This is a genomic window from Kitasatospora sp. NPDC056800 (assembly GCF_042789775.1).
Taxonomy (GTDB): domain Bacteria; phylum Actinomycetota; class Actinomycetes; order Streptomycetales; family Streptomycetaceae; genus Kitasatospora.
Genome location: NZ_JBHUAL010000149.1, coordinates 1 through 24,187 on the forward strand (window position 1 = coordinate 1; position 24,187 = coordinate 24,187).

The 24,187-nt window shown below is 70.9% G+C and carries 26 protein-coding genes; 15 read left to right on the forward strand and 11 right to left on the reverse strand.

What is annotated here, in order from left to right; translation table 11 throughout:
- The first annotated feature begins 112 nt into the window (after window positions 1–112).
- Both ACFRQN_RS27825 and ACFRQN_RS27830 read left to right on the forward strand, forming a co-directional pair.
- Complete coding sequence (locus ACFRQN_RS27825) at window positions 113–1,714, forward strand: purple acid phosphatase family protein (RefSeq protein ID WP_380742918.1); 1,602 nt, start codon at window positions 113–115, stop codon at window positions 1,712–1,714.
- Window positions 1,715–1,823: 109 nt separating this feature from the next.
- Complete coding sequence (locus ACFRQN_RS27830) at window positions 1,824–2,489, forward strand: lysophospholipid acyltransferase family protein (RefSeq protein WP_380742920.1); 666 nt, start codon at window positions 1,824–1,826, stop codon at window positions 2,487–2,489.
- 79 nt (window positions 2,490–2,568) lie between these two features.
- Here the strand turns inward: ACFRQN_RS27830 and ACFRQN_RS27835 are convergent, their stop codons facing one another.
- Together ACFRQN_RS27835 and ACFRQN_RS27840 are read right to left on the reverse strand one after the other, a co-directional pair.
- Window positions 2,569–2,820 carry a hypothetical protein gene (locus tag ACFRQN_RS27835; protein WP_375874798.1) on the reverse strand — a complete coding sequence of 84 codons (252 nt, stop codon included), beginning with the start codon at window positions 2,818–2,820 and terminating at the stop codon, window positions 2,569–2,571.
- Between the two features lie 592 nt (window positions 2,821–3,412).
- Complete coding sequence (locus ACFRQN_RS27840) at window positions 3,413–3,841, reverse strand: DUF5959 family protein (RefSeq protein ID WP_380742922.1); 429 nt, start codon at window positions 3,839–3,841, stop codon at window positions 3,413–3,415.
- 162 nt (window positions 3,842–4,003) lie between these two features.
- Between ACFRQN_RS27840 and ACFRQN_RS27845 the strand changes: the two genes are divergently transcribed.
- Window positions 4,004–4,921 (forward strand): phosphorothioated DNA-binding restriction endonuclease, encoded by a 918-nt coding sequence (locus ACFRQN_RS27845; protein WP_380742924.1) that lies wholly within the window; start codon window positions 4,004–4,006, stop codon window positions 4,919–4,921.
- Between the two features lie 134 nt (window positions 4,922–5,055).
- Here the strand turns inward: ACFRQN_RS27845 and ACFRQN_RS27850 are convergent, their stop codons facing one another.
- Together ACFRQN_RS27850 and ACFRQN_RS27855 are read right to left on the reverse strand one after the other, a co-directional pair.
- Window positions 5,056–5,595, reverse strand: a complete 540-nt coding sequence (locus tag ACFRQN_RS27850; RefSeq protein WP_380742926.1) for a GNAT family N-acetyltransferase — start codon at window positions 5,593–5,595, stop codon at window positions 5,056–5,058.
- A gap of 172 nt (window positions 5,596–5,767) precedes the next feature.
- Complete coding sequence (locus ACFRQN_RS27855) at window positions 5,768–6,154, reverse strand: hypothetical protein (protein WP_380742928.1); 387 nt, start codon at window positions 6,152–6,154, stop codon at window positions 5,768–5,770.
- A 127-nt stretch (window positions 6,155–6,281) separates the two neighbouring features.
- Here ACFRQN_RS27855 and ACFRQN_RS27860 point away from each other — a divergent pair, with 127 nt between their 5' ends.
- The gene (locus ACFRQN_RS27860) at window positions 6,282–6,776 is read left to right on the forward strand and encodes a hypothetical protein (RefSeq protein WP_380742930.1); all 495 of its coding nucleotides are present in this window, start codon (window positions 6,282–6,284) and stop codon (window positions 6,774–6,776) included.
- Window positions 6,777–6,845: 69 nt separating this feature from the next.
- Complete coding sequence (locus ACFRQN_RS27865) at window positions 6,846–7,133, forward strand: barstar family protein (protein WP_380742932.1); 288 nt, start codon at window positions 6,846–6,848, stop codon at window positions 7,131–7,133.
- A 160-nt stretch (window positions 7,134–7,293) separates the two neighbouring features.
- On the opposite strand, the gene ACFRQN_RS27870 is transcribed toward ACFRQN_RS27865, so the two are convergent.
- The 3 genes from ACFRQN_RS27870 to ACFRQN_RS27880 form a co-directional block, all read right to left on the reverse strand.
- Entirely contained in the window at window positions 7,294–7,914 is a 621-nt protein-coding gene (locus tag ACFRQN_RS27870; protein WP_380742934.1) for a plasmid pRiA4b ORF-3 family protein, read from the reverse strand.
- Window positions 7,915–8,026: 112 nt separating this feature from the next.
- Window positions 8,027–8,218 (reverse strand): e9imm peptide, encoded by a 192-nt coding sequence (locus tag ACFRQN_RS27875; protein ID WP_380742936.1) that lies wholly within the window; start codon window positions 8,216–8,218, stop codon window positions 8,027–8,029.
- 70 nt (window positions 8,219–8,288) lie between these two features.
- A complete protein-coding gene (locus ACFRQN_RS27880) occupies window positions 8,289–8,912 on the reverse strand; it encodes a TetR/AcrR family transcriptional regulator (RefSeq protein ID WP_380742938.1) in 624 nt (207 codons plus the stop codon).
- Between the two features lie 57 nt (window positions 8,913–8,969).
- Here ACFRQN_RS27880 and ACFRQN_RS27885 point away from each other — a divergent pair, with 57 nt between their 5' ends.
- Entirely contained in the window at window positions 8,970–9,851 is an 882-nt protein-coding gene (locus ACFRQN_RS27885; protein WP_380742940.1) for an alpha/beta fold hydrolase, read from the forward strand.
- Window positions 9,852–9,870: 19 nt separating this feature from the next.
- Here ACFRQN_RS27885 and ACFRQN_RS27890 read toward each other — a convergent pair whose 3' ends face one another.
- The gene (locus tag ACFRQN_RS27890; RefSeq protein WP_074002512.1) at window positions 9,871–10,215 is read right to left on the reverse strand and encodes a hypothetical protein; all 345 of its coding nucleotides are present in this window, start codon (window positions 10,213–10,215) and stop codon (window positions 9,871–9,873) included.
- A gap of 189 nt (window positions 10,216–10,404) precedes the next feature.
- Here ACFRQN_RS27890 and ACFRQN_RS27895 point away from each other — a divergent pair, with 189 nt between their 5' ends.
- From ACFRQN_RS27895 to ACFRQN_RS27920, 6 genes are all read left to right on the forward strand, one after another.
- Window positions 10,405–11,256, forward strand: a complete 852-nt coding sequence (locus ACFRQN_RS27895) for a helix-turn-helix domain-containing protein (protein ID WP_380742942.1) — start codon at window positions 10,405–10,407, stop codon at window positions 11,254–11,256.
- Between the two features lie 13 nt (window positions 11,257–11,269).
- Entirely contained in the window at window positions 11,270–11,467 is a 198-nt protein-coding gene (locus tag ACFRQN_RS27900) for a DUF397 domain-containing protein (protein WP_074002514.1), read from the forward strand.
- A 332-nt stretch (window positions 11,468–11,799) separates the two neighbouring features.
- Complete coding sequence (locus tag ACFRQN_RS27905) at window positions 11,800–12,255, forward strand: hypothetical protein (RefSeq protein WP_074002515.1); 456 nt, start codon at window positions 11,800–11,802, stop codon at window positions 12,253–12,255.
- On the forward strand, window positions 12,255–12,659 hold the full coding sequence (locus tag ACFRQN_RS27910) for a cupredoxin domain-containing protein (protein ID WP_241852880.1): 405 nt from the start codon (window positions 12,255–12,257) through the stop codon (window positions 12,657–12,659). The genes ACFRQN_RS27905 and ACFRQN_RS27910 overlap by 1 nt, the downstream gene beginning before the upstream one ends.
- Before the next feature lie 55 nt (window positions 12,660–12,714).
- Window positions 12,715–16,515, forward strand: coding sequence for a hypothetical protein (locus ACFRQN_RS27915; protein ID WP_074002516.1), 3,801 nt, complete (start codon window positions 12,715–12,717; stop codon window positions 16,513–16,515).
- 91 nt (window positions 16,516–16,606) lie between these two features.
- Entirely contained in the window at window positions 16,607–17,230 is a 624-nt protein-coding gene (locus tag ACFRQN_RS27920; RefSeq protein WP_380742944.1) for a hypothetical protein, read from the forward strand.
- On the opposite strand, the gene ACFRQN_RS27925 is transcribed toward ACFRQN_RS27920, so the two are convergent.
- A complete protein-coding gene (locus ACFRQN_RS27925; RefSeq protein ID WP_117487037.1) occupies window positions 17,218–17,682 on the reverse strand; it encodes a hypothetical protein in 465 nt (154 codons plus the stop codon). The genes ACFRQN_RS27920 and ACFRQN_RS27925 overlap by 13 nt on opposite strands.
- Window positions 17,683–18,187: 505 nt before the next feature.
- On the opposite strand from ACFRQN_RS27925, the gene ACFRQN_RS27930 reads away from it, so the two are divergent.
- Window positions 18,188–19,354 (forward strand): alpha/beta hydrolase, encoded by a 1,167-nt coding sequence (locus tag ACFRQN_RS27930; protein WP_380742947.1) that lies wholly within the window; start codon window positions 18,188–18,190, stop codon window positions 19,352–19,354.
- 37 nt (window positions 19,355–19,391) lie between these two features.
- On the opposite strand, the gene ACFRQN_RS27935 is transcribed toward ACFRQN_RS27930, so the two are convergent.
- Both ACFRQN_RS27935 and kdpB read right to left on the reverse strand, forming a co-directional pair.
- A complete protein-coding gene (locus tag ACFRQN_RS27935; protein WP_049650056.1) occupies window positions 19,392–19,877 on the reverse strand; it encodes a universal stress protein in 486 nt (161 codons plus the stop codon).
- Between the two features lie 189 nt (window positions 19,878–20,066).
- On the reverse strand, window positions 20,067–22,253 hold the full coding sequence (kdpB, locus tag ACFRQN_RS27940; RefSeq protein WP_079272120.1) for a potassium-transporting ATPase subunit KdpB: 2,187 nt from the start codon (window positions 22,251–22,253) through the stop codon (window positions 20,067–20,069).
- A gap of 313 nt (window positions 22,254–22,566) precedes the next feature.
- Between kdpB and ACFRQN_RS27945 the strand changes: the two genes are divergently transcribed.
- Both ACFRQN_RS27945 and lysA read left to right on the forward strand, forming a co-directional pair.
- Entirely contained in the window at window positions 22,567–22,740 is a 174-nt protein-coding gene (locus ACFRQN_RS27945; protein WP_375874815.1) for a hypothetical protein, read from the forward strand.
- A gap of 52 nt (window positions 22,741–22,792) precedes the next feature.
- Window positions 22,793–24,148: a diaminopimelate decarboxylase gene (gene lysA, locus ACFRQN_RS27950; protein ID WP_380742949.1), complete on the forward strand. Its 1,356-nt coding sequence runs from the start codon at window positions 22,793–22,795 to the stop codon at window positions 24,146–24,148.
- The last annotated feature ends 39 nt before the right edge of the window (window positions 24,149–24,187 follow it).

The following is a 24,187-nucleotide window of genomic DNA, read 5'->3' on the forward strand; positions in this document are numbered from 1 at the left end:
CGGCGGGCCCTCGCTGTCGTACCAACTCGCCTGCCTTGAACGGGAATCGAAAACACGTCCGGTGGTGCCGGACCTCTTGTCAAAGGTTAGGGAAGTTTCCTAACTTGATGTCATGTCCGAGACCGAGACCCCACGGCACTCCCGGCGCGACCTCCTCCGAGCCGGCGCGGCGGGCGGAGCTGCCCTCGCGGCCGGCGGCCTGCTGCTGCCGGGCACCGCCCTGGCGGCCCCGCGCCCGACCGCCCTCGCCACCCCGACCCTCCCCGTCACCCCGACCTCCCCCGCCGCCCCGACCGTCCCCGCGCCCCGGGGCGAGCGGACCGCCGGGTCCGCGCTGCGGCCCTTCGGCCGGCACCTCGCCTACGGGGCCGACCCGTCCCAGCAGGTCGTCGTCTCCTGGCAGGTGCCGGACGCGGTGACCGCGCCGTTCGTCCGCATCGGCGTCCAGCCCGGCGACTACGGCGCCCCGATCGCCGCCGAGGTCCGCGCCCTGGTCAGCAAGCTCTCCTGGCAGAAGCCGGTCGAGGACCAGCCCCTCGTCAAGCCCACCACCGTCACCCAGTACTACCTGCACGCGCGGCTGGACCAGCTGATCCCGGACACCACCTACTACTACGTCGTCGGCCACCAGGGCTACGACCCGGCCGGCCAGGGCGCCCGGCTCGGCGACGTGGCGAGCTTCCGCACCGCGCCCGCCCCCGGCCGCGGCGCCGGATTCACCTTCACCGCCTTCGGCGACCAGGGCATCGGGTACAACGCGGCGGCCACCGGAAACCTGATCGCCGGCCTCGACCCCGCCTTCCACCTCCACATGGGCGACCTCTCCTACGCCAACGCCGGCGGCAGCGGCAAGACCAGCGACGCGTACGACGCCCGCCTGTGGGACTCCTTCTTCGTACAGAACGAACCCGTCGCCGCGCGGACCCCGTGGATGCCGGCGATCGGCAACCACGAGATGGAGCCCTGGTACGGGACCGACGGCTACGGCGGCATGCGCGCCCGCTTCACCACGCCCGACAACGCCTGGAGCCAGTCCACCGGCATCTACTCCTGGCGCTACCAGAACGTCGGCCTGATCAGCCTCGACGGCAACGACGTCTGCTACAACACCCCCGCCAACCTCGACTACACCAAGGGCAAGCAGAAGAAGTGGCTGGAGAGCCGGCTCGCCGCGCTCCGCGCCGACACCGGCATCGACTTCATCGTCGTCTACCTGCACCAGTGCACGTACTCCACCTGCCACGACAACGGGGCCGAACTCGGCGCGCAGCAGGACTGGGCCCCGCTGTTCGACAAGTACCAGGTGGACCTGGTGCTCAGCGGCCACAACCACGTCTACGAGCGGACCGACCCCATCCGGGCCGGCAAGCCCACCCGCAAGGTCGCCTCCGGCGACACCGTCGACCCGGTCAAGGACGGCACCACCTACGTCGTCGCGGGCGGCGGTGGCGGCGGGCTCTACTCCTTCCCCGCCGCCGACACCTACCTCGGGCACGAGAGCGCCAACGACAAGCCCGTGCCGATGGTGGTCTCCGACCGGAGCGGCCACAACCAGACCGTCAAGGTCACCTGGTCCAGGGTCCGGTACACCGGCTACTGCCTGGTGGCGGTCGACGTGACCCCCGCCGTCGCGGGCAGGCCCGCCCGGATGGAGGTGCGCTCGCTCACCGAGGACGGCACCGCCGTGGACCGGGTCACCGTACAGCGCGGCTGACCCGGCGACCGGCACCCGGTCCCGTTTGAGTACCGCTACTCAGGCGGGCGGGGCCGGTGTGCCGGGACGATAGCGGTCCCACGACGCCGGAGGCCACGGAGGGCCCGCCATGCTCAGCCGGATCGCCGCCGCCCTGGTGCCCGTCCTCGGGCGCCTCTCCGTCACCTCCGAGACACCCGGCCCGGTCGCCCCGGGAAGCGTCGTCGCGGCCAACCACACCTCGGCCGCCGACCCCGGCGTGGTGCTGGCCGCGCTGCGCCGCCTGGGCACCGAGCCGGTGGTGATGGCGACCGCCGGACTGTGGCGGGTACCGGTGCTCGGCGGAGTGCTGCGCTCCGGCGGGCACATCCCCGTCCGCCGCGGCACGGCCCGGGCGGCCGAAGCCCTCGACGCGGCCGCGGCGGCACTCGCGGCCGGCCGGGTCGTCCTCATCTACGGCGAGGGCGGCCTGCCCAAGCACCGGGACTCCCGCGACGCCGAACCGGGCGCCTTCCGCACCGGCCTCGCCCGGCTCGCGGCGGCGACCGGCGCCCCCGTGGTGCCGCTCGGCCAGTGCGGCGCCCGCCGCCTCAGCTCGGGCGGCACCGCCAAACAGCTCGCCGGACTCGCCACCGCCCCCCTGCGCCGCCCCGCCCTGCACGTCCACCTCGGCGCCCCGCTCCACCTGCCCGGCGACATCCCCGAGGCCACCGCCGCCGCCCACCGGGCCGTCACCGCCGCCTGGCGCACGGCGCAGCAGCGGTGCGGCGGGCGGGGGAGGTCACGGATCACGTGATCCGTGACAACTCCCTTCCGGGCGAGGGTAGTCAGAGCACCCAGTAAATTTATTGGGTGCCCGGACCGTCCTCGCCCGGTCAGCTCCGGGGCGAGGCCTCCAGTCGGTCGGCGGACCACAGGACAGCGGTCAGCGCCACCAGCGCCGGGACGGCCAGGAGGCCGAAGCAGATCGCCCCGGCCTGGGGCGCGCCCATCCCGGCCCGGACGAGACGCCACCCGAGGCCCAGGTCGACCGCCGTCGCCAGGCTGCCGAGACCGCCGGCGGTCACCCGCAGGTGCAGCCGCCGGGACCGGGACGGGGTCGGTGCGGGTGTTTCCTGTGAGAGCATGGCAATGCCTTCCGGATCGGATAACGGATTTCGAACCCGATGAGGCATACGGGCGCCGTTCCGGCGAGGGAGCGGCGCCCATTTCATGCCCGTCTGCGGGTCCGGTGACGAGGATACCCACGCTCGGGCAGGGTGTGGACCGCCTCCTGATTCCGAAGCGACGGTCCTGTACCGGCCGTTGGAGTAGTGCAGATTGATATAAATTATTGCTGATCTCCGCAGGTCAGAGCCATGGTTTCGTCTACGGAGCACACATCTCCACCTGCGAATTCGTGAAATCGCCGCAGAAAGAAGCGCACCACATTTCGACGCCGTTCCAGCCCGCAAGTCCGAACTTTGTGGGACGGGCCGCTCTCGTGGGCACTTTTGGATGGCATGCCGACAATGCCTGCCGCCGTTGGGTGGTTGGCATCCGGTCGATCCGGAAAAAAATTCCACCGATCCTTCGACCCGGCCCCGCCCGCCGCGCCACCACCTCGCCGCAGCCCTGGAGGTCGCGCCGGACCAAGCCGCGACGTCCGAACTCCTCGACCAGTACGACCAGTACGACCAGTTCGCCTCCGGCCGACAGCAGGCCGGGCCGTTGCCATCCCTACACTGACGGGATCGGGCTCCAGGAGTCCAGCAGGTTCCGGAGGCGTTCGCGGTGGTCCGTGATCCACCCTTCCGGCAGGTCGATCGGAACCCGCACGGTGACCATCGAGCCCGACTCGTCCTCGACAACCACTTCGGGGCACCCGCGCTCACCGGTGAGCTGGATGAAGACGGACGGTCCGCTGTCCATCTCCATCCACTCGATGTCCTGGCCGGTATCGAGCCTGTCCAGGGCCAGGCCCCACTCCTCCAACTTCGAGGCCGACAGCACCAGGTCGATGCGCCCACTGACGAAGGGCGTCGCCACGGCGATCTCGGCGGCAAGCCCGCCGGACCATCGCGGGTGCCGCCCCAGGACCGTGATGCCGACGCCGCTGCCCTCATCGTCAGCGAGAACGACAAGATCCATCGGAGCCACCTCGGCCATGACTCTCCCTCCTTCAACCGGCACGAGAGGGAATCGTGGCTCACCCGTCACGCTCAAGGCCAGCGCATTCCGGCCGGAGTGACCTCGACCGGCTCGGGGAGCCGGGGCAGACCCGTCGGCCCGGGTGATCCCTTAGTCGTGCCGCGAACTACGCTGGCCGGCATGGACTGGCTCGATCGGGTGGCACGGCTGAGGCGCTGGACGAAGGGCGGCGAGCGTGCGCCGCACAAGCCGCTGCTGCTGCTCTACGCGCTCGGCGGGTACCAGCGGGACGCCGGCGGCGAACTGCGGTACAGCGCGGTCGAGGAGGAGCTGAAGCGGCTGCTCGTCGAGTACGGCCCGCCGCGTCCGACGACCCCCGCCTACCCGTTCCACCACCTGGTCAGCGACGGGGTGTGGGAGGTCCGCACCGACCAGGGGCCGGGGAGCCCCGGCAGCGGGGTCGGGGTCCTCCGGTCGAGCGGGGCCGCCGGCAGGCTCGCGCCCGCGCTGCGGGCCGCGCTCGGCGAGGAGCCGGCCCTGCTGGGCCGGATGGCCCGGGTGCTGCTGGACGCCCACTTCCCGACGTCCCTGCACGCCGACCTCTGCGAGGCGGTCGGCCTCGACCTGGAGCGGGCCGAGACCGGGGCCGTGGGCGGGCCCGAGGCCGCGGCCCGGCGTCAGCGCGACCGGCGGATGCGTGAACTGATACTCACCGCCTACGAGTTCCAGTGCGCCATCTGCGGCTACGACGGCGCCCTCGGGGCGAGCCCGGTCGGGCTGGAGGCCGCGCACGTGCGCTGGTGGTCGCACGACGGGCCGGACGAGGTCGACAACGGCCTGTGCCTGTGCTCACTGCACCACAAGCTCTTCGACAAGGGCGTGTTGGGCCTCGGTGAGGGCCATCGCATCCTGGTCTCCGACCGCTTCGTCGGCCGCAGCGAGGCCAGCCGCCGCCACGTCCTCGCACTCTCCGGCCGCCCGCTCATCGGCCCGCAACCAGGCCGCCCCCCGGTCGCCGACCGCCACCGGCAGTGGCACACGCGCCAGGTGTTCCACGGCGTCCCGCGCCAGCCCGCGGAGCAGGGGGCCTTGGTCTAGTCGTACTGACCGGGAAGGTTCGCCGGATCGGCGGTTCGAGCGGTTGGATGTCCGGAGACGTCCGATGCGACCGTTGGGGGTGTGGTGGCTGAGCCTGTCCGTGTGCGCAGGTCGACCGACCAGGAGGGAGCGCGTCAGGCCCTCACACCACGCGCGATTCGGTACAGCACGTTCGGACGCAATGGCCCTTCGGGCGCGGCGGGGTCGTCGAAATCGTCAGCCGGGTCGCGGGTCATGCCGATCCGGCGCATCACTGCTTGGGAACGGATGTTGGTGGCGGTCGTCACTGCAAGAATCTCGGGGAGTTCAAGCGTTTCGAAGCCGAAGGCAAGAGCAGCCAGGGCGGCCTCGGTGGCGTAACCCTGGCCCCAGGCCGAGCGAGCGAGCCTCCAACCGATCTCTACCCCCGTGAACGGCATGTCATCATCCACCTGGTCCAAGCCCGCGAAGCCGATGAACTCGCCCGTGGCCTGTACTTGAACTGCCCACCATCCGTAGCCTCGCCGGTCGAACTCGGCCTGGAACCGCGCCACGGAGGCATCGCTCCGTTCGCGGGTGAGCAGGTCGCCCAAGTGCTCCCGAACCTCAGGATCGGCATTCATAGCCGCCCACGGTTCAAGGTCGGAGTCTTGCCATCGACGGAGCACGAGGCGATCGGTACGCAGTTCAGCCATGCTGCCCAGCCAACGTGAGCGCCGCCCCCAAGGCAATCCATTTTCTCCGGGACCGCTACCGCCGCTCAGGAGGGGACTGCTCGGCCGGCTCCAGGACTGACGAAGCGACCACCGCCCCGGCGGGCATCCCGCTGATCGGATCCTCGGTCACCACAGACAACCAACGGCCGGTTCAGCGGGTCGGCATGCCTCCGTGCGGACTGTTGACCACCAGCGGCAGGGAACCCTCGGCAAGGTAGAAGTGCCCGGGAAAGTAGTCGATGTGGAGGTGGCCGCCGTCCTCGGCGGAAGCCATGCCGCGCAGGTTGTCCGCGAGTACCGCCCGGCCGGCGGAGTCACCGCTGATCACGAGGAACTGCCGCTCGGGGTCCAGATGGACAAGGACACCGGGGCCGGCGGTCCCCTTCACCTCGATCCCCGCCAGGGCGTCGGCGTCCGGCGAGGGGGTAGAGCCGAGAAGCCCCTTGCCCTCGGCCACCGCGCTCGCCAGACGGTTCAGTTCCTCCGCCGACGCCGTCAGATCCACTTCGCCGTACACGGGGTCGCTGACGAGTCTCACGCGGTCGGCACTCCTTCACGATCGGAATGCCTGATGCTACTGAATCTGAGCGGGTGAGGTCGGGGAGCGGTGAGTGTGCCGGTGCCCCGGACTGTTCCGCGGGCGGCTGCCACGCCAGGATGAGCGCATGACCGAGAGTGAAGCGGACCTGCCGGCACTGCTGCGCGAGCTCGACGATCCGGAGTGGCTGGAGTGGCCGCAGCGCTACGACCGTCGCGGGACCGCGGTTCGCTTCGGTGCTCTGGTGGCTCGACTCGAAGGCGACTTCGCTGCTCCCTGCCCGGCCGAGCAGGACGCCCAGGACTCCAGCGAGTACGGACGTGTCGTCGTTCCCGGGGACGCGACCGTCTGCGGAACCCGGATCGTCGTCTGCGTCAGCAAGTTCGGCTCACTGGCGCTGGTCTGCGCCGACAACCCGGGCGCCTTCAGTGGAACGGAGGAAGCCCGGGCCGAGGGCGAGCTGGACGACGCGGACCTCGCCAGGGTCAACCGGGCGCTGGTCGAACTCGGCTATGTCGTGGTTGCCGAGGAACTACTGGAGAGCGACTACGACGGGCCGAGCCGACTGCCCTCGTACATTCAGCGGCCCACCTGGTCGGACCGCTTCTTCGGCTACTTCTGACGACCGCGTCGAGGCTTCCTCGGTCGGAGCGTGTCTCTTGGCCGGCAGTCGGCTCGCTACCCTGCTGGGATGACGGACAGCGAGCTGATAGTCGACCTGCGCGGTCGGCGGATCGAGACACTGAACGACTTCTGGGACGCGGTGAGCGAGCCCTGCGGGCTGCCGGAGTGGTTCGGTCGGAACCTGAACGCGTGGTCGGACACGATCGAGACCCGGGGCATCTCCGAGGTGATCGACAGCCACGACATCCTGGTCGTGCACGTCGACCGGCGGGGTTTCTTCGAAGGGCACCGGAGGGAGGCCGACGTCCTGGCTGACATCTTCGACGGAGAGCAGAACCGGCTCGTCGTCCACTGACCAACCCGTCGAAGAGTCAGGCTCCTGTAGTGCTTTGACCCAGGCCAAGACCAGCACTGGCCTGACAAAGCACTACCGGTGCAGCACCGCGTTGATCCTGCGAGGGTCTTGATCGCCCCCGGCGGGGGTGGGGGCGCGATCGGCTGGGCGCGGTCCGGTTTCAGTCGTGGACGAGTACGGTCGTGTAGTCGGCCAGGGCGGTGTTGATCTCGGCTGGGTCGAACGCGGCGGGGTCGAACTGGTCGGCCGAGTCGAGGCCGAGCCATTCGAGTCGTTCCTCATGTTCTTCGTGGCCGGGGTCGGTGAGAACCTCGACGAGGTACTCGTATCCCCAGATCCCGCCGCAGTCCTCGGGCGGGCCGGCCCGTCGGCCGGTGAGGCAGTGAGGGTAGGAGACACCGGGTTCGGCGTCTCCTACGGCCTCGACGAGGATGTCGTGCTCCCAGTTGTCGCCGAAGTCGTAGATGTAGCGGAACCGCGTGCCGACGCCGGGGGCGATCTGGTCGAGGCGCATCGCCGTCGCGTCGCGGATCCCCAGGTCCCGATCGGTGACGCCGTACCGTTCCCGCCCGGTCTCGAAGGCCCACATGTGGTCGTCCTCCCAGCCGAACGAGGCCTGGACCAGGTCGTGCAGCCGCCGCAGATCCGTGCCCGACGGCACCTGCAGGCGACGCCAGATCGGGGGCTTGGAGTCGGACAGGGTGACCTTGATCGTGTGGACGGACGTTCCCGGGGCGGTCCGGGAACGGGTGGGCGGCTTCACGCGCCTGGTGTTCGACATGGCCGCCATCCTGCCAGCGGCACCGGTTTCCGTACGGGCGCCGACCGTCGGCTCACCCGCCCGCGTGACAATGCGCTGCACTGGCCGAAGCACGTCCGAGCGGTTGTCGTTCTCACAGCGCGAACGGCCGGTGGGCCAGCGCCAGTTCGACCACCTCGGCCGCTGTCGGCTCCGGCCCGTCGGCCGAGTAGATCAAGTCGCTGACATAGCCGCTCGGACAGCCGAGGCCCCTGTCCAGTGCCTCCAGCGTGCGGTCGACCTCGGCGTCGTCGTAGCAGTCCCCATCCATGATCTTCTGCACCATCGCAACAGCCGACTCGCGAGTCATCACTGCTTCAGCCACCCCCTCCAGGATGAGGAGAGAGTCTAGTGAGTCACGTGATCGACCGGATGGATTCCTGGCCGGGGAAGAGCCGCCCGAGGTGGTAGCGCAGGACGGTGGTGGCGGCCTCCGCCGTTCGCTGGCCGAGCAGGACGCTGAGGCCGAGGCCGGCGGAGACGGCGAGGAGGACGACGGCCTCCTGGTGGGGGTCCAGCTGCGGGGCGGCGGTTCCGGCCTGTTGGGCGGCGGTCAGCTGGGCGGCGAGGAAGGCCTCCATCTCGTTGGGTGCGGCGAGAAATTGGGGCCCGCCGAGGGCCGGATCGGTGACGGAGAGCACCGCGTACTCGGTGTGGATGAGGTGGAAGGCCCGGCTCTCCTCGTCGGTGGGGACGGCTTCGAGCAGGACGGCTTCGATGATGCCGCGCGGGTCGGTGGCGCCGCTCGCGCGGACGCGCCGCTGGACCCGTTCGCCCATGCGGGCCGTCAGCCGGGTCATGGCGGCGAGCAGCAACTGCTCCTTGGTGTCGAAGTAGTACTGCACGAGGCGCACCGAGACGCCTGCCTCGACCGCCACCGACCGCATGGTGACGGAGTGCAGCCCGCCGCTCGCCGCCGAGCGGAGCAGGGCGTCGATGATGTGGGCCCGCCGCTCCTCGTGATCCACCAGCTTCGGCATCGGGTTCCTTCCGGATCTTTTTGTGGTACAACCATACCATCAAACAGGGGAGGGATCATGACCAGGACCAGCGTCGGACACTTCGTCAGCGAGCCGGCTCGGGCGAAGTTCCTTGAGGCGTACGACCGGGCGATGGAACTCTGGCCGGGCCCGCGCCGGGAACTCGACGTCGAGACCGCGTACGGGAGCGTCCACGTCCACCGCTACGGCGCGACGACCGGCGACCCGATCGTGCTGCTGCACGGCCACGCCGGGCACCCGTCCAACTGGTACCCGCAGATCGCGGCGCTCGGCGAGCGGCACCCCGTCTACGCGATCGACACCCTGGACGACCCGGGCCGCAGCGTGCAACGCGCCGTCGCGGCCGGGTCGCAGGAGAACGCGGCCTGGCTGGGGGAGGTGCTGGCCGGCCTCGGGCTGGAGCGGGTCCACCTGGTCGGGGTGTCGTACGGCGGCTGGCTGGCGCTCAACCAGGCGATCCACGCGCCCGAGCGGCTGGCCTCGGTCGCACCGCTCGACCCGGGCGGGATCGAGAAGGTCCCCGCGCGGTTCTACGCCCACATGGTCGGCGGCCTGTTCGGCATGCTCGCCCCGCGCCCGCTGCGCCCGGCGGTCGGCCGGCTGCTGGCCAACCCGGCACTGAGCGCGCCGCGCGAGATGATCGCACCGCTGATGCTCGCCATGCGGAGCTACAAGCCGGGCAGCCGCCCGCCGGCCCGGCCGTTCACGGACGGGGAGTTGGCGTCGATCGAGCTGCCGGTGCTGGTGCTGGTGGGCAGGCGCAGCGCGCTGCTGAGGCCGCGCCAGGTGGTGGAGCGGGTCACCCGCCTGATCCCGGGCGTGCGGGCGGAGGTTGTCGAGAAGGCCGGACACGGACTCAATCTGGAGCAGCCCGAGCTGGTCAACGAGCGCCTGCTGGCCTTCGTCGAGCGCGGGTAGGGGGAGGTACGGGGGAGGTTCAGGCCGCAGCGGCGCGGCTCACGGTGGCGGCCTTCGGTGGGGAGAGCCAGATCAGCCGGGCGGTGATGCCCGGCCGTCCGGAGAAGTGGCGCACGGCCCGCTCGGGCGAGGGGAGGGTCATCCGCGTCCGCCCATTGATGCTGATCACGTGGCTCCGGCCGTCCGAGTCGGCGAGCCCCCAGGCCGCGACCCACCCGTCGGCGTTCTCGCCGCACACCTGGACGACGGCGAACAGCCGGGGTGCGGTGTCGAGCACGAGCCCGCACAGCTCCTGGTCGAAGGTCGGTTCGACCGGCGGGCGGAGCGTGGCCGGGCGGGAGTTTGGCGAGGGCGTAGTGCTCATGGAAGTCTCCTACATGTAGGGGAGTTGGACGCCGCACTGCTGTCACCGCCGGCAGCGGGCATCCATGACGCAGGGTCAAAAGTAGCCAGTCGGTAGTATGTAGTCCACCGCCTTTGAGGAATCTGTATCACTACCACTCCCATGGGTGACGGGCGCCGACGACGGCGGTCGAGAGCGAGGAGACAGCGGATGCCGCCCAGCAAGACTCCGCCGAGCATCCGGCAGCGGCGACTCGGCGCGGAGCTGCGCCGGTTGCGCGAGCAGGCGGGACTCTCGGTCACACGAGCCGGGGAACTGCACGGCACCCCGCAGTCCCGCATCAGCAACATCGAATCCGGCGGGTACCCGGTGAGCGCGGATCGCGTACGGACCCTGGCGCGTCTCTACGGCTGCGCGGACGACGCCCTGATCGAGGCGCTGACGCACATGACCGGCGGCCGCACGCGCGGCTGGTGGGAGGAGTACCGCGAGATCCTCCCGGCCGGCGCGCTCGACCTGGCGGAACTCGAACACCACACGCAGACGATGCGGATCGTCTCAGTGGTTCACATCCCTGGTCTTCTCCAGACCCCTGAGCATGCTCGTGCCCTGTTCCGGGACGTAGTCCCGCCGTTGTCCCCGCCCGAAGTGGAGCACCTGGTATCCCACCGCATCAAGCGACAGGCGGTGCTCTTCGGTGACCGTCCGATGCCGCTGTCGGCCGTCGTCCATGAGACGGCCTTGCGGATGGGTTTCGGGGGCCGCAAGGTTGCCCGTGATCAGCTCGAATATCTGTTGACCATGAGTGAGCACCCGCACATCGATCTTCGTGTCATCCCGTTCGGCACCGGTAGCTACCCCAGTTCCGGTGCCGGGATCGTGTACTTCGCAGCAGAGGTCGCGCGGTTGGACAGTGTCCAGGTCGATGGGGACCGATTCGAGTTCATTGACACCGAGCCGCAGCTGATCAAGTATCGAGCCGTATTGGATCGGCTGGAGGCGAGTGCGCTCAAGCCCGACGCGTCCCGCGACCTGATCCGCCGTACCGCCCAGAGCATGTGAGACGGGAAGAACCATGGCCGTTCAGAGCTGGCAGAAGTCCTCGTTCAGCGGCGACACCGCCAACTGCATCTACGTCTCAGCAGTTGCCGACGCCACTGTCCGGATTCGTGAGAGCGATGACCCCGACACCGTCCTCGCCACTTCGCCGGGCGCGCTCGGCGCGCTCCTGTGCGGCGTCAAGGCCGGGGAGTTCGACCACCTGACGACGTGACCTGCGCGGAGTGCACCCTTCCGGCCCGTGCCCCAGGTGTCCCGGGGCACGGGCCGGCGTCATTCCCCTTGCGTGCGTGAGAAGTCGGCCAGGTCGACTTCTCACGCACACCAACGGGCGGGGCCGGCCGTCCGGGCCTCGTCGTAGCGCCGCAGGACCAGGCGGGCGAGGGTCGGGTGGGGGCGGTTGGGACCGGCTGGGGAGGGCAGCGGACGGGGCGCTGGGCTGTTGGTATGACGTTCGGACGGTTGGGCGCGCGGGTGGATCTCCGGCCGGTTAACGTCGGCCGCAATGCGTTCGTACGCCCATACGTCCTCAGACCGGAGGTTTCAGTGCAGCGGTGGATCATCCTGACGGTACTCACCTCGGCCCTCACCGGCCTCACCGGCGCCGCGGGGGCCGCCGTACCGGCCCGTGCCGACGAGCCGGTCCCCACCACCGTCACCCTCGGCGACGCCGTCATCGACCCCAAGCTCCCCGGCCGGGTCCGGGTACAGGTCGAGTACCTCTGCTCGATCGCGGACGAGGCCCGTTCGCTCACCGTCTCCGTCGAACAGAGAGACCCGGAGGACAACACCGCCGTCGCCTTCGGCTCCAGCCGGACCGCGGAGGCGGACGTGATCTGCGACGGCACGCCGCAGACACGGAAGGTCCTCGTCCAGTCCAAGACCACCAACTGGATCCCGGATGTCGACGCCATCCTCACCACCACCGTCTCCAACATCGGCGCCACCCCGTCGGCCGCCGCCGACTCCAAGCGGGCCAGGCTGCTCGCCACCCCCAACTGATGCGGACCCTCCTCCGGGCCTCGACCCTCCTGCTCGCCGCGGGCCCCGTACTGACCGGCTGCGTCAGCTCGTTCATGGTGCCGGGCCCGGAGGAGACCAGCAGTACCGTCGCGCCGTCGTCGCCATCCACGGCCCCGCCGTCGCCCAGCCCCTTCACGGGGACGGTGACGATCCGCGACTTCTCCTTCGAGCCGGCCGACTTCACCCTCCGCCCGGGCACGGCGGTCACCGTGACCAACACCGGCACCACCGCCCACACCCTCACCGCCCAGGACGGCACCTTCGACACCGGCCCGATCGCCCCGGGCGGCAGCGCGACACTCACCGCTCCCACCCAGCCGGGCGGGTACTCGTACCTCTGTACGTTCCACCACTTCATGCGCGGGATTCTGACCGTGGCGTGAGGGGCTATTGCCCTACGCTCGTCCCCTGCACATGGGGACGGGGAGGGTACGAGGGATGGTCGACAGCACGTCGAACACGATGAGCGGCACGACGAACGGCCCGGTCGTGCAGGCCGGGCACATCGGGGCTGTCTACGTGGGCGGGAGCCAGCCCTCGGCCGTACCGGAAGGGGCCGACGCGTGGGTACGGGCCGCTGCCGAGTCGCGGGTCTGGAGGCACGTCCGGGAGGACCGGGACGTCGAGCCGTACCGGTGCGTCGTCCTGAAGGCCGTCGGTGAACTGGCCCGACTGCGGGACGAGACGGTGCTCGCCGAAGACCCGTGGCAGGACCCCGGGATCGCGGTGCGCTTCGCTTCACGGGTCGACTGGCTGCTCGGCGACGATCGGCTCGACCTGTACCCGGCCGAGGCCGCGCTATTGGTTGTGCTGCCGCTCCTCTACCGGGTCCGTGCGCTGCGTCTGGCTGCGGCGAGGTCCGCTATCAATCCGACCGATCTCGCGCCCTCGCCCGAACCCGACGTCGACCGGGCCGCGTACGAGCAGTTCATCGAGTCATACGACCTGCTCGTGGGCCGCACCCGAACCCGACCCGCCTCTGCCGCCACGCTCGGTTGGTGGCTCTTCCATCGCTGGCTCGACCAGCACGAAGACCTCGCCGACCCCGAGGGCGTCCAGGAGATCATCGACCAGTTGCCGATGCTCGCCGACCTCGGCGAGACCTTCGCCCTCAAGCGCGTCTGCGCCCTGCTGCACGGTCTCCGTCGGGGCCCTGACGTCGGCAACCGCGACTACCTGGCAAGCCTCAGCGCCGACGACCACCTGCGAGCCCCCGGCGAACAGCACGTCCGGGAGCCCAGGTTGGCCCTGCTGCTCGCGCTGGCGTACGGGACCGCCATCGAGATGACCGCCCTGCCCGAGATCGTGGCCGAACACCTCGGCATCCCGTACGAGGTCGACCTCACCGACCTGCGCCGAACGTTGGACGAGGCCGCGTGGGGCGGCTCCTACGACCTGCCGGTACTGCGCGCCGAGTGCCACCACGAGGCGGTAGTCGAAGGACTGCGCGAGTACACCGCCCGGGCCGACGAACTCCTCCACGCCGTCCGCCGGGTCCTCACCACACACCCACTTCCCACTCGTCTCGCCTCGGACGAAACCGCCCCCGCCGCCGGCGCCTTCACCGGCTGGGCCCGCTTCCGCATGGATGAACGGAGGGTGCGCAGCCTACTGATGGGCGTAGAGCTCTACCGCGACCGAGATCTGGCCGTCCGTGAGCTCTACCAGAACGCCCTCGATGCCTGCCGCTACCGCCGCGCCCGCACGGAGTACCTGGACCGCACCAACCCCATCGCGACCTTCACCTACGACGGTCGTATCGAGTTCCGCCAGGGCGTGGACGAGAACGGCCGCGCCTACCTGGAGTGCCAGGACAACGGCGTCGGCATGGGGGAGGAGGAGCTGAGGGGCGTCTTCTCCAACGCCGGCGCCCGCTTCGCGGAGCAGCTGGACTTCAAGCTCGAACGCGCCGAGTGGCGCAAGGTCGACCCGCCCGTCGAGCTGTATCCGAACAGCCGATTCGGCATCGGCGTCCTGAGCTACTTCATGCTCGCCGACGAGATCCAGGTCACCACCTGCCGCCTGGACGCCTCGGGTCAGTTGGGTCCGCAACTGGATGTGTCCATTTACGGCCCGAGCCACCTCTTCCGCATCGCCAAACGGTCGGAGCAGGGCCGTGATCCGGGCACCATCGTACGGCTGTACCTGCGGGATGACATTGAGATGGCCGAGTCGTGGTCGTGTGTGGATGTCCTCGAACGTCTCCTAGCCGTCGCGGAGTTCTCGGTTTCGGCGCTGCACGGGGACCGGGAAGTCGCTTGGGAGCCGGGGCTTCTGAAAACGCGGAAGGCGCCTCAGGGCGAGTCCTTCGGCTTCAGCGCCTGGGGCCGGATGATGTCCTGGTCGGGTGCCCCGGAGGGCGCGCAGGTGACGTGGTGCGAGCACGGCGGGGCCCTGCTGGTGGACGGGCTGGTGGTCGAGCCGGAGGTCGTTCGCGGGGTCGTCTCGCCGCGCGGATTGTCCGGCGCTGTTGTGAACCTCACTGGAAAGCTGTCATCGAAGAAGTTGTCCGTTGATCGCCGGCGCGTCATCAGTGACCTATCGGAGACGGTCCGGGAACTGTTGGTGGCAGCAGTGGGTGAGTTCGTGAGCGGATCGGCTGTGCTGAGCATGGAGTGGATCCATCAGGTGACGGAGGGGAACTGCCACCTTGCCGATCTGGTGGCCGCCGAGGCCATCCGGCAGGGCCATGGGTTTGAGTTCCTCGGGATCGAGTACGAAACCCGTCGTACGGGTTGCTTCCTGGCGGATGCCGGAATTCTGAAGTGGTTCGAAAATCTGGATGACTTCGCCAGCGGGACGATTCTGGGCAACGTGCCTGATCACGTTCTGCTCTGGAGAATGTTGGCTCACGGGCTGGACGATTCGGTCCCGGAACTGGCGAGCCTCTGCCCAGAGTTGCCCGCAGCCCAGGCAGTGCGTCCGGCGATGCCGTCCGATATCGCCGTGTTGGCACCAAGGCACCAGAACTTCGGACAAAGGATGTGGGCCCCCTCGTACCTGAATGAGAGGTCGATCTCGGAAATTGCGCGGAATCTCGGTGTCACTCCTGAGAGCGCTCACGCCAGGGCTTTTGAGTTAGGTATTCTTCGTCGTCGCGGTTTGAGTCTCCGGCAGGTCTCCGACTATCCGTCCGTGGCCGTCAGTGAGTTGTTGGCCATGGCGGATCGAAACGGGATTTCGGTAAAGGAGGCGGCGGATGTGTTGTTCGGCTCGGGCTGGGAGCTTGATCCCGAGATCGTGGATCTCGCTGTAGCCGTCGACACCGACCCCGTCTTCCTCTGGAAGCGGTCGGGGAAAGGCGCCCGCTGGGACGGGCCCAAGCCGGGAGGCGCGGTGCCGCCAGGGCATCTGGTCAAAGCCGGCCGGGTGTTGGGGATTCCGATTGACCAGGTCTGTGTGGCGATGGCGAACTACGGCCTTGAGGCGGACACGACTGGTCTGCCGCCAATTCCCTCCGACGAGACTGTGGCACTGTTGAGTTGGGAACTTGAGGACACTGGTCCTTGGCTGGAACGATCGGAAATGGTGCCGCCGGATCATCTCCTGCGCGCGGTGCGGGATCTGGGAATCACGGTGGAGCGGGCCGCGGAGGTTCTTGAGGCAGCCGGGTTCACCGTGTCACGCGTCCCGGAGGATGCCTGTGTCGCGGATCTCGAGTTGTTCCAGGATGGGGGTCCGCATTGGCATGATGCGGCCGACCTAACCTTTGAGCGGCTCTTCGCCTTGGTGGCGTCGAGGAATTCCTCACTGTGGGAGGTCATTGAGCGGTGTCGGGCCTACGGTCTGGACGTTCCGATCGCCTTGCCGGAGAGTCTCACCCGATTGGACGAGGAACTCTTCGCGCGCGACAGCGTCATGGACTGGAGTGACCTGCGGGTGGGTGATCCTGTGCCGTTCGCTCGCTTGATCATGGCCGCCCGCAGGCTTCAGCGTCATCCCGGAGAGCTGGCTCGCCATCTGAGGTCTCGCGGGATCGTTCCCTCCAGCGACGACCTGCCGGCGGGGGTTACGTCGGACCAGGCGTTCGACCTCCTCGACCGATCGCGATCGTGGTCGATCGGAACGCCGTGGATCGAGGAAGTCACCCTGGCCGGTCTGTTGAAGCACTCGCTGAAGACAGGACAGCGGATGGCACAGATCACCGAGTGGTACCACCAGTGGGGTATCAAGGCCCTCGGCGCGGCCGAACTGATCCGTGCAGCCCTCGCCCGGGTGCCCATGGCCGACCCCTCCTGAGCACCGAATCCACCCGTGAACAGGGCTGCTGCAACGTGCCTCCTTGTTCTACAGTTCTGTAGAACATTACGCACGGCGATCGGGGACGAGCATGGACAGGCCGCTTCGGCTGCCGCAGCAGGATCGGGCGGACTTCGAGACGGAGCTCGGGCGGGCGCTCTCGGCGCCGGAGGTGCGGGCGGCGTTGCGGGCGAGTGGGGAGGAGGCCCGGGGGGTGGAGCGGTTGCGGCGGACGGCGCGGGAGAACGCGGAGTTCGTGCTGGCCGCGGCGGCGCCGGAGTACGAGCGGTACGCGGCGTTGCGGGCGGATGCCGATGCGGTGGCGCGGCTGCCGGTGGACGTGCCGGCCAGGGAGCGGGCGTCGGGGTGGTGGGGGGTGCTGGGGGTGGTGGTGCCGATCATCGCGGTGGGGGCGGCGGTGGTCTTCCTGCTGCTGGGTTCCGTGCTGGGGCTGGTCGAGGACATGGAGGTGCTGGCGCACGCGCTGGTGGACGCCGGGTGGGTGTCGGCCGGGGCGGGTGCGGTGAGTCTGCTGGTGGGCGGGCTGGGGTTGCTGGGGGCGGCCCGGTCTAGGGGGCCGGAGGCCGGGGAGGCGGCGGACGGGCCGGGGGAGCTGGTGCTGGCGCGGGATGCCTGGCGGTCGGCGCTGGCGGAGCGCGGGCTGGTGCCGTACCTGGTGGCGCAGGCGAGTGCGGCGCCTGGTCAGCGGCGCTGATCGAGTCTCGCCGTGCGGGCGGCGTCGACGAGGAGCTGGGCGGCGTCCGGGGGGATGGCCAGGCGGCGGGCGATCCAGGGGGCGGGGCGGCCGGCCCGGGCGAGCATCCAGGCGGAGTACAGGTGGCCGAGCTGGGGGGCGTTCTCGGCGAGCAGTATGGGGCGGACGGCCTCCATCGGGAAGCCTTCGAGGGCGCGGGCGCTGTACTCGCGGCCGTTGGGGCCGGGTGGGGGTAGCGGGAGTGGGCGGCGGAGGTCGATCCAGCGGCTGAGCAGGACCGCGCCGACCACCAGGAGGCCGGTGCCGGAGGCGCCGATCAGGATGCCGCCGATGACGGGGCGGTCCTCCTCCTCGGCCATGCCGAGGGCGATCTCCTCCAGGACGAGCAGGCCGAGCACGGTGAGCAGCACCGCGGCTTCGGCGGGGCGCGGGTGGGTCCGGGACGTCGTCATGCGGAACCTCTTCCTCGGCGGGGCGGCCGGGGGTTTCGGGCGGGCGCGGCGATTCACCTTCCGTACAACGGGCGGTGGGCGGCCCGGGGCACGCGTCACGGTTCAGGCGGTGAAATCGCGGATGAGAATTGACGGACCGTCAAGAAGGCGATGTGGACGGCTTGTTGGCCGATCGGGAAGGGCCGGCCGGGTGGGCCGTCTGGCGGAGGCTGCGACCGCACCTCCTTCCGGTCGGGCGCACCAGGGCGGTGCGTGCGTCGACGGGGCGAGGGGCCCGACCAGGGGCGGGCTTCGGGTCAGCATAGCCTGGGCATGCCAACTTCGACAGGCTTGTCGAAGTTGCGGAACCCGGGCTCGCGGTGGCGTGCCCGGAGGTGTCCGACCGGCTACTTTGAGTACGGAGCTCCGCTTCCACGGCCGGCCTTCGCGGCAGGGTTCCACAGCGCCGGGTTCCGCGGCCGGGTTCCGCGGCCGGGATTCACGGCGGTAGGGGAGGTCGGGGCCGATGGGGCTCACCAACCACAAGCTGCTGGCGCTGACGGCGCTGCTCGCGGTGTTCACGGTGCTCGGCACGCTGTGGGTCTGGCCCCGGCTGGCCGTCCGGAGCTGGCCCGCGATGTTCCTGCGGCTCGGCACCATCGCCGTCACCCAGCTGGCCCTGCTGGTCACGCTGGGGCTCGCCGTCAACGACTACTTCGTGTTCTACAGCAGCTGGTCCGACCTGCTGGGGCGCGAGCACGGCGCGGGGGTGATCCGGGGGACGGGCGGTGGTACGGGGGGCGGTGGTACGGCGGCGGGCAGCGGCACCGGTGCGGGCGCGGCCGGCGTGCAGGTGCTCGGTCCGGCGGAGATCACCGGCGCGGGGGCGGTCGGCCGCGATCCGGCCCGGATCGGGCGGCTCGACCGGGTGCGGCTGCCCGGGGCGACCACCGGGCTGAGCTCCGACGGCTACGTCTACCTGCCGCCGCAGTACTTCCAACCCGGCGGCGAGGCGCGGCACTTCCCGGCCGTGCTGGTGCTGACCGGCTTCCCCGGCGACGCCGCCAACCTGGTCACCAAGCTGCGCTACCCGGCGGCCGAACTCGACCTGCTGCGCAAGGGGTCGATGCAGCCGACCGTCCTGGTGCTGATGCGGCCCTCGCCGACCATGCCCCGGGACAGCGAGTGCGAGGACATCCCGAACGGGCCGCAGGCGCAGCGCTACTTCACCACCGACGTGCCCGCCGACCTGCGGGCCTCCTACCGGGTGCTGGACGGCACCGGCAGCCTGGGGATCGTCGGCGACTCGACCGGCGGCTACTGCGCGGTCAAGCTGGGCATGGAGCACCCGCGGACCTTCCCGGCGGCCGTCTCGCTCTCCGGCTACTTCAAGGCGGCGGAGGACGTCACGACGGGCGACCTCTTCGCGGGCGACCCGCAGCGCCGCGCCGAGGCCGACCTCGACTGGCGCCTGGCCCACCTGCCGATGCCGCCCCTGGCGGTGCTGCTCGCGGACAGCAAGGAGGACGGCAGCACCTACGCCGACTCCAGCGCCTTCGCGGCGGCGGCCCGTCCGCCGCTGGTGGTCGACCAGGAGACGGTCGACACCGGCGGCCACAACTTCACCACCTGGGGCCGGCTCATCCCGCCCGCCCTCGGCTGGCTGAGCGCCCACCTGCGCGTCCCGGAGTAGCACAAGTGGGCCTCAGCAGAAGGCCGGTGACGATCTGTCAGCGGGCCAGCAGGGGGAGTGGCGCGCCGGTGCGGGCCGGGAGTTCGAGGCGGGTGAGGAGGGCCGAGGGCGAGACCTCGACCACCCGGCAGCCGGCCCGGTGGCGGCAGTGGCGGGCGACCGAGCCGTGCCGCAGGCGGTCCAGGCGGCGGCGGGTGGCGGCGCCGAGGACGAGCAGGTCCGCCGGGCCGGTGACGGCGCCGACCAGGGCGGGGCCGGGCTCGGCGTTGACCACCAGCGGGTGGATGACCAGGTCGGACGGGTAGCCGCCGTAGGCCTGGTCGAAGGCGACGTCGAGGCGTCGCCGGGCGGCGTGTTCCAGTTCGGAGAGCGGCCGTAGGCCGTCCCGTTCGTTGGCGGCCCAGGCGGCCACGGGCACCAGCACCGCCTGGTGCCGGGCCGCCTCGCCGACGGCGTGGTAGAGGGCGGCCAGACTGCTCAGTGATCCGCTCAGGCCGACGATCACTCGGGTGGTCCCGGTCATGGCCGTTCGCCTCCGTCTCTCCGGCGGCTCTCTCCATCGGGCTCCGCCGGTTCGGAACTCCTTGCTTCGGATGTCTCCAGTGAACCCCGGAACGGAGCCGTCCGTACCGCCGCTGACACCACCATGACGCGGGTCGCCCACATTTTGACAGCGCTCTGACGGGCCGGTCGGGATCCCCCGGCCGATCGCTCAGCCCAGCCCCGGGACGAACTGGACGATCAGGTCGATCGCCTTGATGCCGAGGAACGGCAGCACCAGCCCGCCCAGTCCGTACACCCGCAGGTTGCGCCGGAGCAGGTCGGTCGCGGAGGCCGGCTGGTAGCGCACGCCGCGCAGGGCGAGCGGGATCAGGGCGACGATGATCAGCGCGTTGAAGATGATCGCGGAGGCGATCGCCGAGGTGGGGCTGTGCAGCTCCATGATGTTGAGGTGGTGCAGCCCGGGGTAGGCGTTCGCGAACATCGCGGGGATGATCGCGAAGAACTTGGCCACGTCGTTGGTGATCGAGAAGGTGGTCAACGCGCCCCGGGTGATGAGGAGTTGCTTGCCAACCCGGACGATCTCGATCAGCTTCGCCGGGTTGGAGTCGAGGTCGACCATGTTGCCGGCCTCCTTGGCGGCCGGGGTGCCGGAGTTCATCGCGACGCCGACGTCCGCCTGGGCGAGGGCGGGGGCGTCGTTGGTGCCGTCGCCGGTCATCGCGACCATGTTCCCGGCGGCCTGTTCGCGTCGCAGGTGGGCCAGCTTGTCCTCCGGGGTGGCCTCGGCGAGGAAGTCGTCCACCCCGGCCTCGGCGGCGATGGCGCGCGCGGTCAGCGGGTTGTCCCCGGTGACCATGACGGTACGGATGCCCATCCGCCGCAGCTCGGCGAAGCGTTCGGCGATGCCCTCCTTCACCACGTCCTTGAGCTCGACCACGCCCAACGCCCGTGCGCCGTGCCGGTCGTGGACGGCGACCAGCAGCGGGGTGCCGCCGGCCCCGGCGATCCGGTCCACCAGGGGTTCGGCCTCCGCCGGCAGCCGCCCGCCGGAGTCCGCGACCCAGCGGGCGACGGCGTTCGCCGCGCCCTTGCGGACCAGGCAGGTGGTGCCGTCCGGCCAGGTGAGGTCGACGCCGCTCATCCGGCTGTGGGCGGTGAACGGTACGGGCTGCTGCTCGCCGAGTTCGCCGGGGGAGCGCGGCGGCACCCAGTACTGACGGTTCGTCAGTTCGACCAGTGACCGCCCCTCCGGTGTCCCGTCCGCGACGGAGGCCAACTGGGCTGCCTCGGCGAGCTGTTCGGTGGTCGCCCCGGGCAGCGGGTGCAGGGCGACGGCCCGTCGGTTGCCGTGGGTGATGGTGCCGGTCTTGTCGAGCAGCAGCACGTCCACGTCCCCGGCGGCCTCCACCGCCCGGCCGGAGAGGGCGACCACGTTGCGCTGCACCAGCCGGTCCATCCCGGCGATGCCGATCGCGGAGAGCAGGGCGCCGATCGTGGTCGGGATCAGCGCGACCATCAACGCGACCAGCACGATGGTGGTCTGGGGCGCGTGCGCGTAGACGGCCATCGGCTGGAGCGAGACCACCGAGAGCAGGAAGACGATGGTCAGCGAGGCCAGCAGGATGTTGAGCGCGATCTCGTTCGGCGTCTTCTGTCGGTCGGCGCCCTCGACCAGGGCGATCATCCGGTCCACGAAGCTCTGCCCGGGGCGGGAGGTGACCCGGACGACCAGGTGGTCGGAGAGCACCCTGGTGCCGCCGGTGACGCCGGTGCGGTCGCCGCCGGACTCGCGGATGACGGGAGCCGACTCCCCGGTGATCGCCGACTCGTCGACCGTGGCGACGCCCTCGACCACCTCGCCGTCCCGCGGGACCACCTCGCCGGCCGGAACGAGCACGATGTCGTGCACCATCAACTGCTCGGCGGGGATGACCTCGTGGCGGTGATCGCGGGTGCCGACCCGCCAGTGCAGCAGCCGCCGGGCGGTGGTGGCGGACTGGGCGCGGCGCAGGGACTCGGCCTGCGCCTTGCCGCGGCTCTCCGCGACGGCCTCGGCGAGGTTGGCGAACAGCACGGTCAGCCAGAGCCAGAAGGAGATCACCCAGGCGAAGACGCCCGGGTGGAGGACGGCGCTGATCGTGGTGAGCGCGGAGCCCGTCTCCACCACCAGCATCACCGGGTTGCGCATCATGGTGCGCGGATGGAGCTTGCGGACGGCGGCGGGCAGCGCCTCGGCCAGCTGGCGGCGGGTGATCAGCCGGCGGCGGCCGCCCGGCGAGGTGGGCCGGTGGCTCGGCGGCGGCTCGGGCGCGGGGGCCGCGGTGCGCTCCGGGCGGCGGAACCAGTTCTGCTGGTCGGGGGTGTTGTCCGGGGTGGTGAGGGCCGAACGGCGCATCGTCTCGGGGGACCTTCCGGGCCGCCCCGGTTCGTCGGGGCGGTGGGTTCGGGTGGGGCTGCGGGGACGGCGGACAGCCCACCACCGGAGAACCGGGGGACATGCCGCTCTTGACACAGGATTGGCGGCGAAACCCCCGTCCTTGACGGAGCTCTGACACCGCCGCCGGCCGGCCGCCGGACCGCTGTCAGGAAGGCGTCAAGGACGGGCCCCGGGCCGTACGCCCTGCGTCAAGGGCGGGTGCGGTCGGTGTGCGGAGGGTCTCCACTGGAGGGGTGCGGCCGCCCGGGCCGTCGTCTGGAGGGACCCCGCCATGACCACTGTCACCGCCGTCATCGACGTCGACGAGCCGCTGGAGCGGACGGTCCGCCTCGTGCCCGCCGCCTGGCGCCGGGACCGCCCCGAGCCGCCGGAACCGTCCCCGGCCGCCGACCGGGACCGCACCCGCCCGGCGAACTGCCGCTTCGCGATGCACTACGAGGACTGACACCCGTCAGGGCGTCCCGCCGCCCACGCGCCCACCCAGAGGAGCAGCCGCCATGACCCAGCTCATCGCCCCGCCCGTCCCCACCACCCCTGGCACCACCTCCGCCGACGTGCTCGGCGGCCCCTGGCCGGCCTCGGCGCGGCCCGGCCGGGGAGCCGATCTGCTGATCGGCGGGGTCGGGCTGGCCGAGGCCGCCGAGCGGTTCGGCACCCCGCTGTACGTGCTGGACGAGGCCGAGGCCCGGGGACGGGCCCGGGCGTACCGGCGGGCGCTGCCGCACGCCGAGGTGCTGTACGCGGCCAAGGCCTTCCTCTGCAGCGCGATGGCCGACTGGGTGGAACAGGAGGGGCTGGGCCTGGACGTCTGCTCGTCGGGCGAGCTGTGGCTGGCGGTCTCGGCCGGCTTCCCGGCGCAGCGGATCCTCCTGCACGGCAACGCCAAGTCCCCGGAGGAACTGCGGCTGGCACGGCGGCTGCGGGTCGGGCGGATCGTCATCGACGGCCCGGCGGAGATCGCGCGGCTGGCCGCCCTGGTGGCCGCCGACACGCCGCAGAAGGTGCTGGTCCGGATCGTCCCGGGGATCGCCGCCGGACACCACGCGGCGGTGCGGACCGGGATCGGCGGGCAGAAGTTCGGCTTCCCCGTCGAGGGCGGCGACGCGGCCGACGCGATCGCCCGGGTGCTCGACCAGCCGGGGCTCGAACTGGCGGGCCTGCACTGCCACCTGGGCTCGCAGATCACCTCGGTCGAGCCGTACCTGGAGGCGGTGGACGCGGTGGTGCGGCTGCTCGCCGAGACCCGGGACCGGCACGGCGTCGAACTGCCCGAACTGGACCTCGGCGGCGGCCACGGCATCAGGTACCTGCCCGGGGACGAGGAGTTGGACCTCGCCGAGTTCGCCGTCCGGGTCACCGACCGGCTGGCGGTGCGCTGCGCCGAGGCCGACCTGGACGTGCCCCGGCTGATCGTCGAACCCGGCCGCGCGATCGCCGGACCGGCCGCCGTGGCGGTCTACCGGGTGCTGTCCGTCAAGCACACGGCGGACGGCCGCTGCTTCGTCGCGGTGGACGGCGGCATGAGCGACAACCCGCGCCCGGCCCTGTACGGATCGCCGTACACGGTGCGGCTGGTCGGCCGCCGCTCGGAGGCGGGGGAGACACGGGTCGACGTGGTCGGCCGCCACTGCGAGGCCGGGGACGTGCTCGTCCGGGACGCCGCACTGCCCGCCGACCTGCGCCCCGGCGACCTGCTGGCGATGCCGGCGGCCGGCGCCTACCAGCTGTCCATGGCGTCCGGCTACAACCTGGTCGGCCGCCCGGCCGTGGTCGCGGTGAAGGACGGCCGGGCCCGCCTGCTGATCCGGCGCGAGACGGTCGAGGACTTCCGCCTGCGCGAGGTCGGCCGCTGACGGCGGACGGCGGCCGCGTGGGAAGTCGGCCCGGCCGAC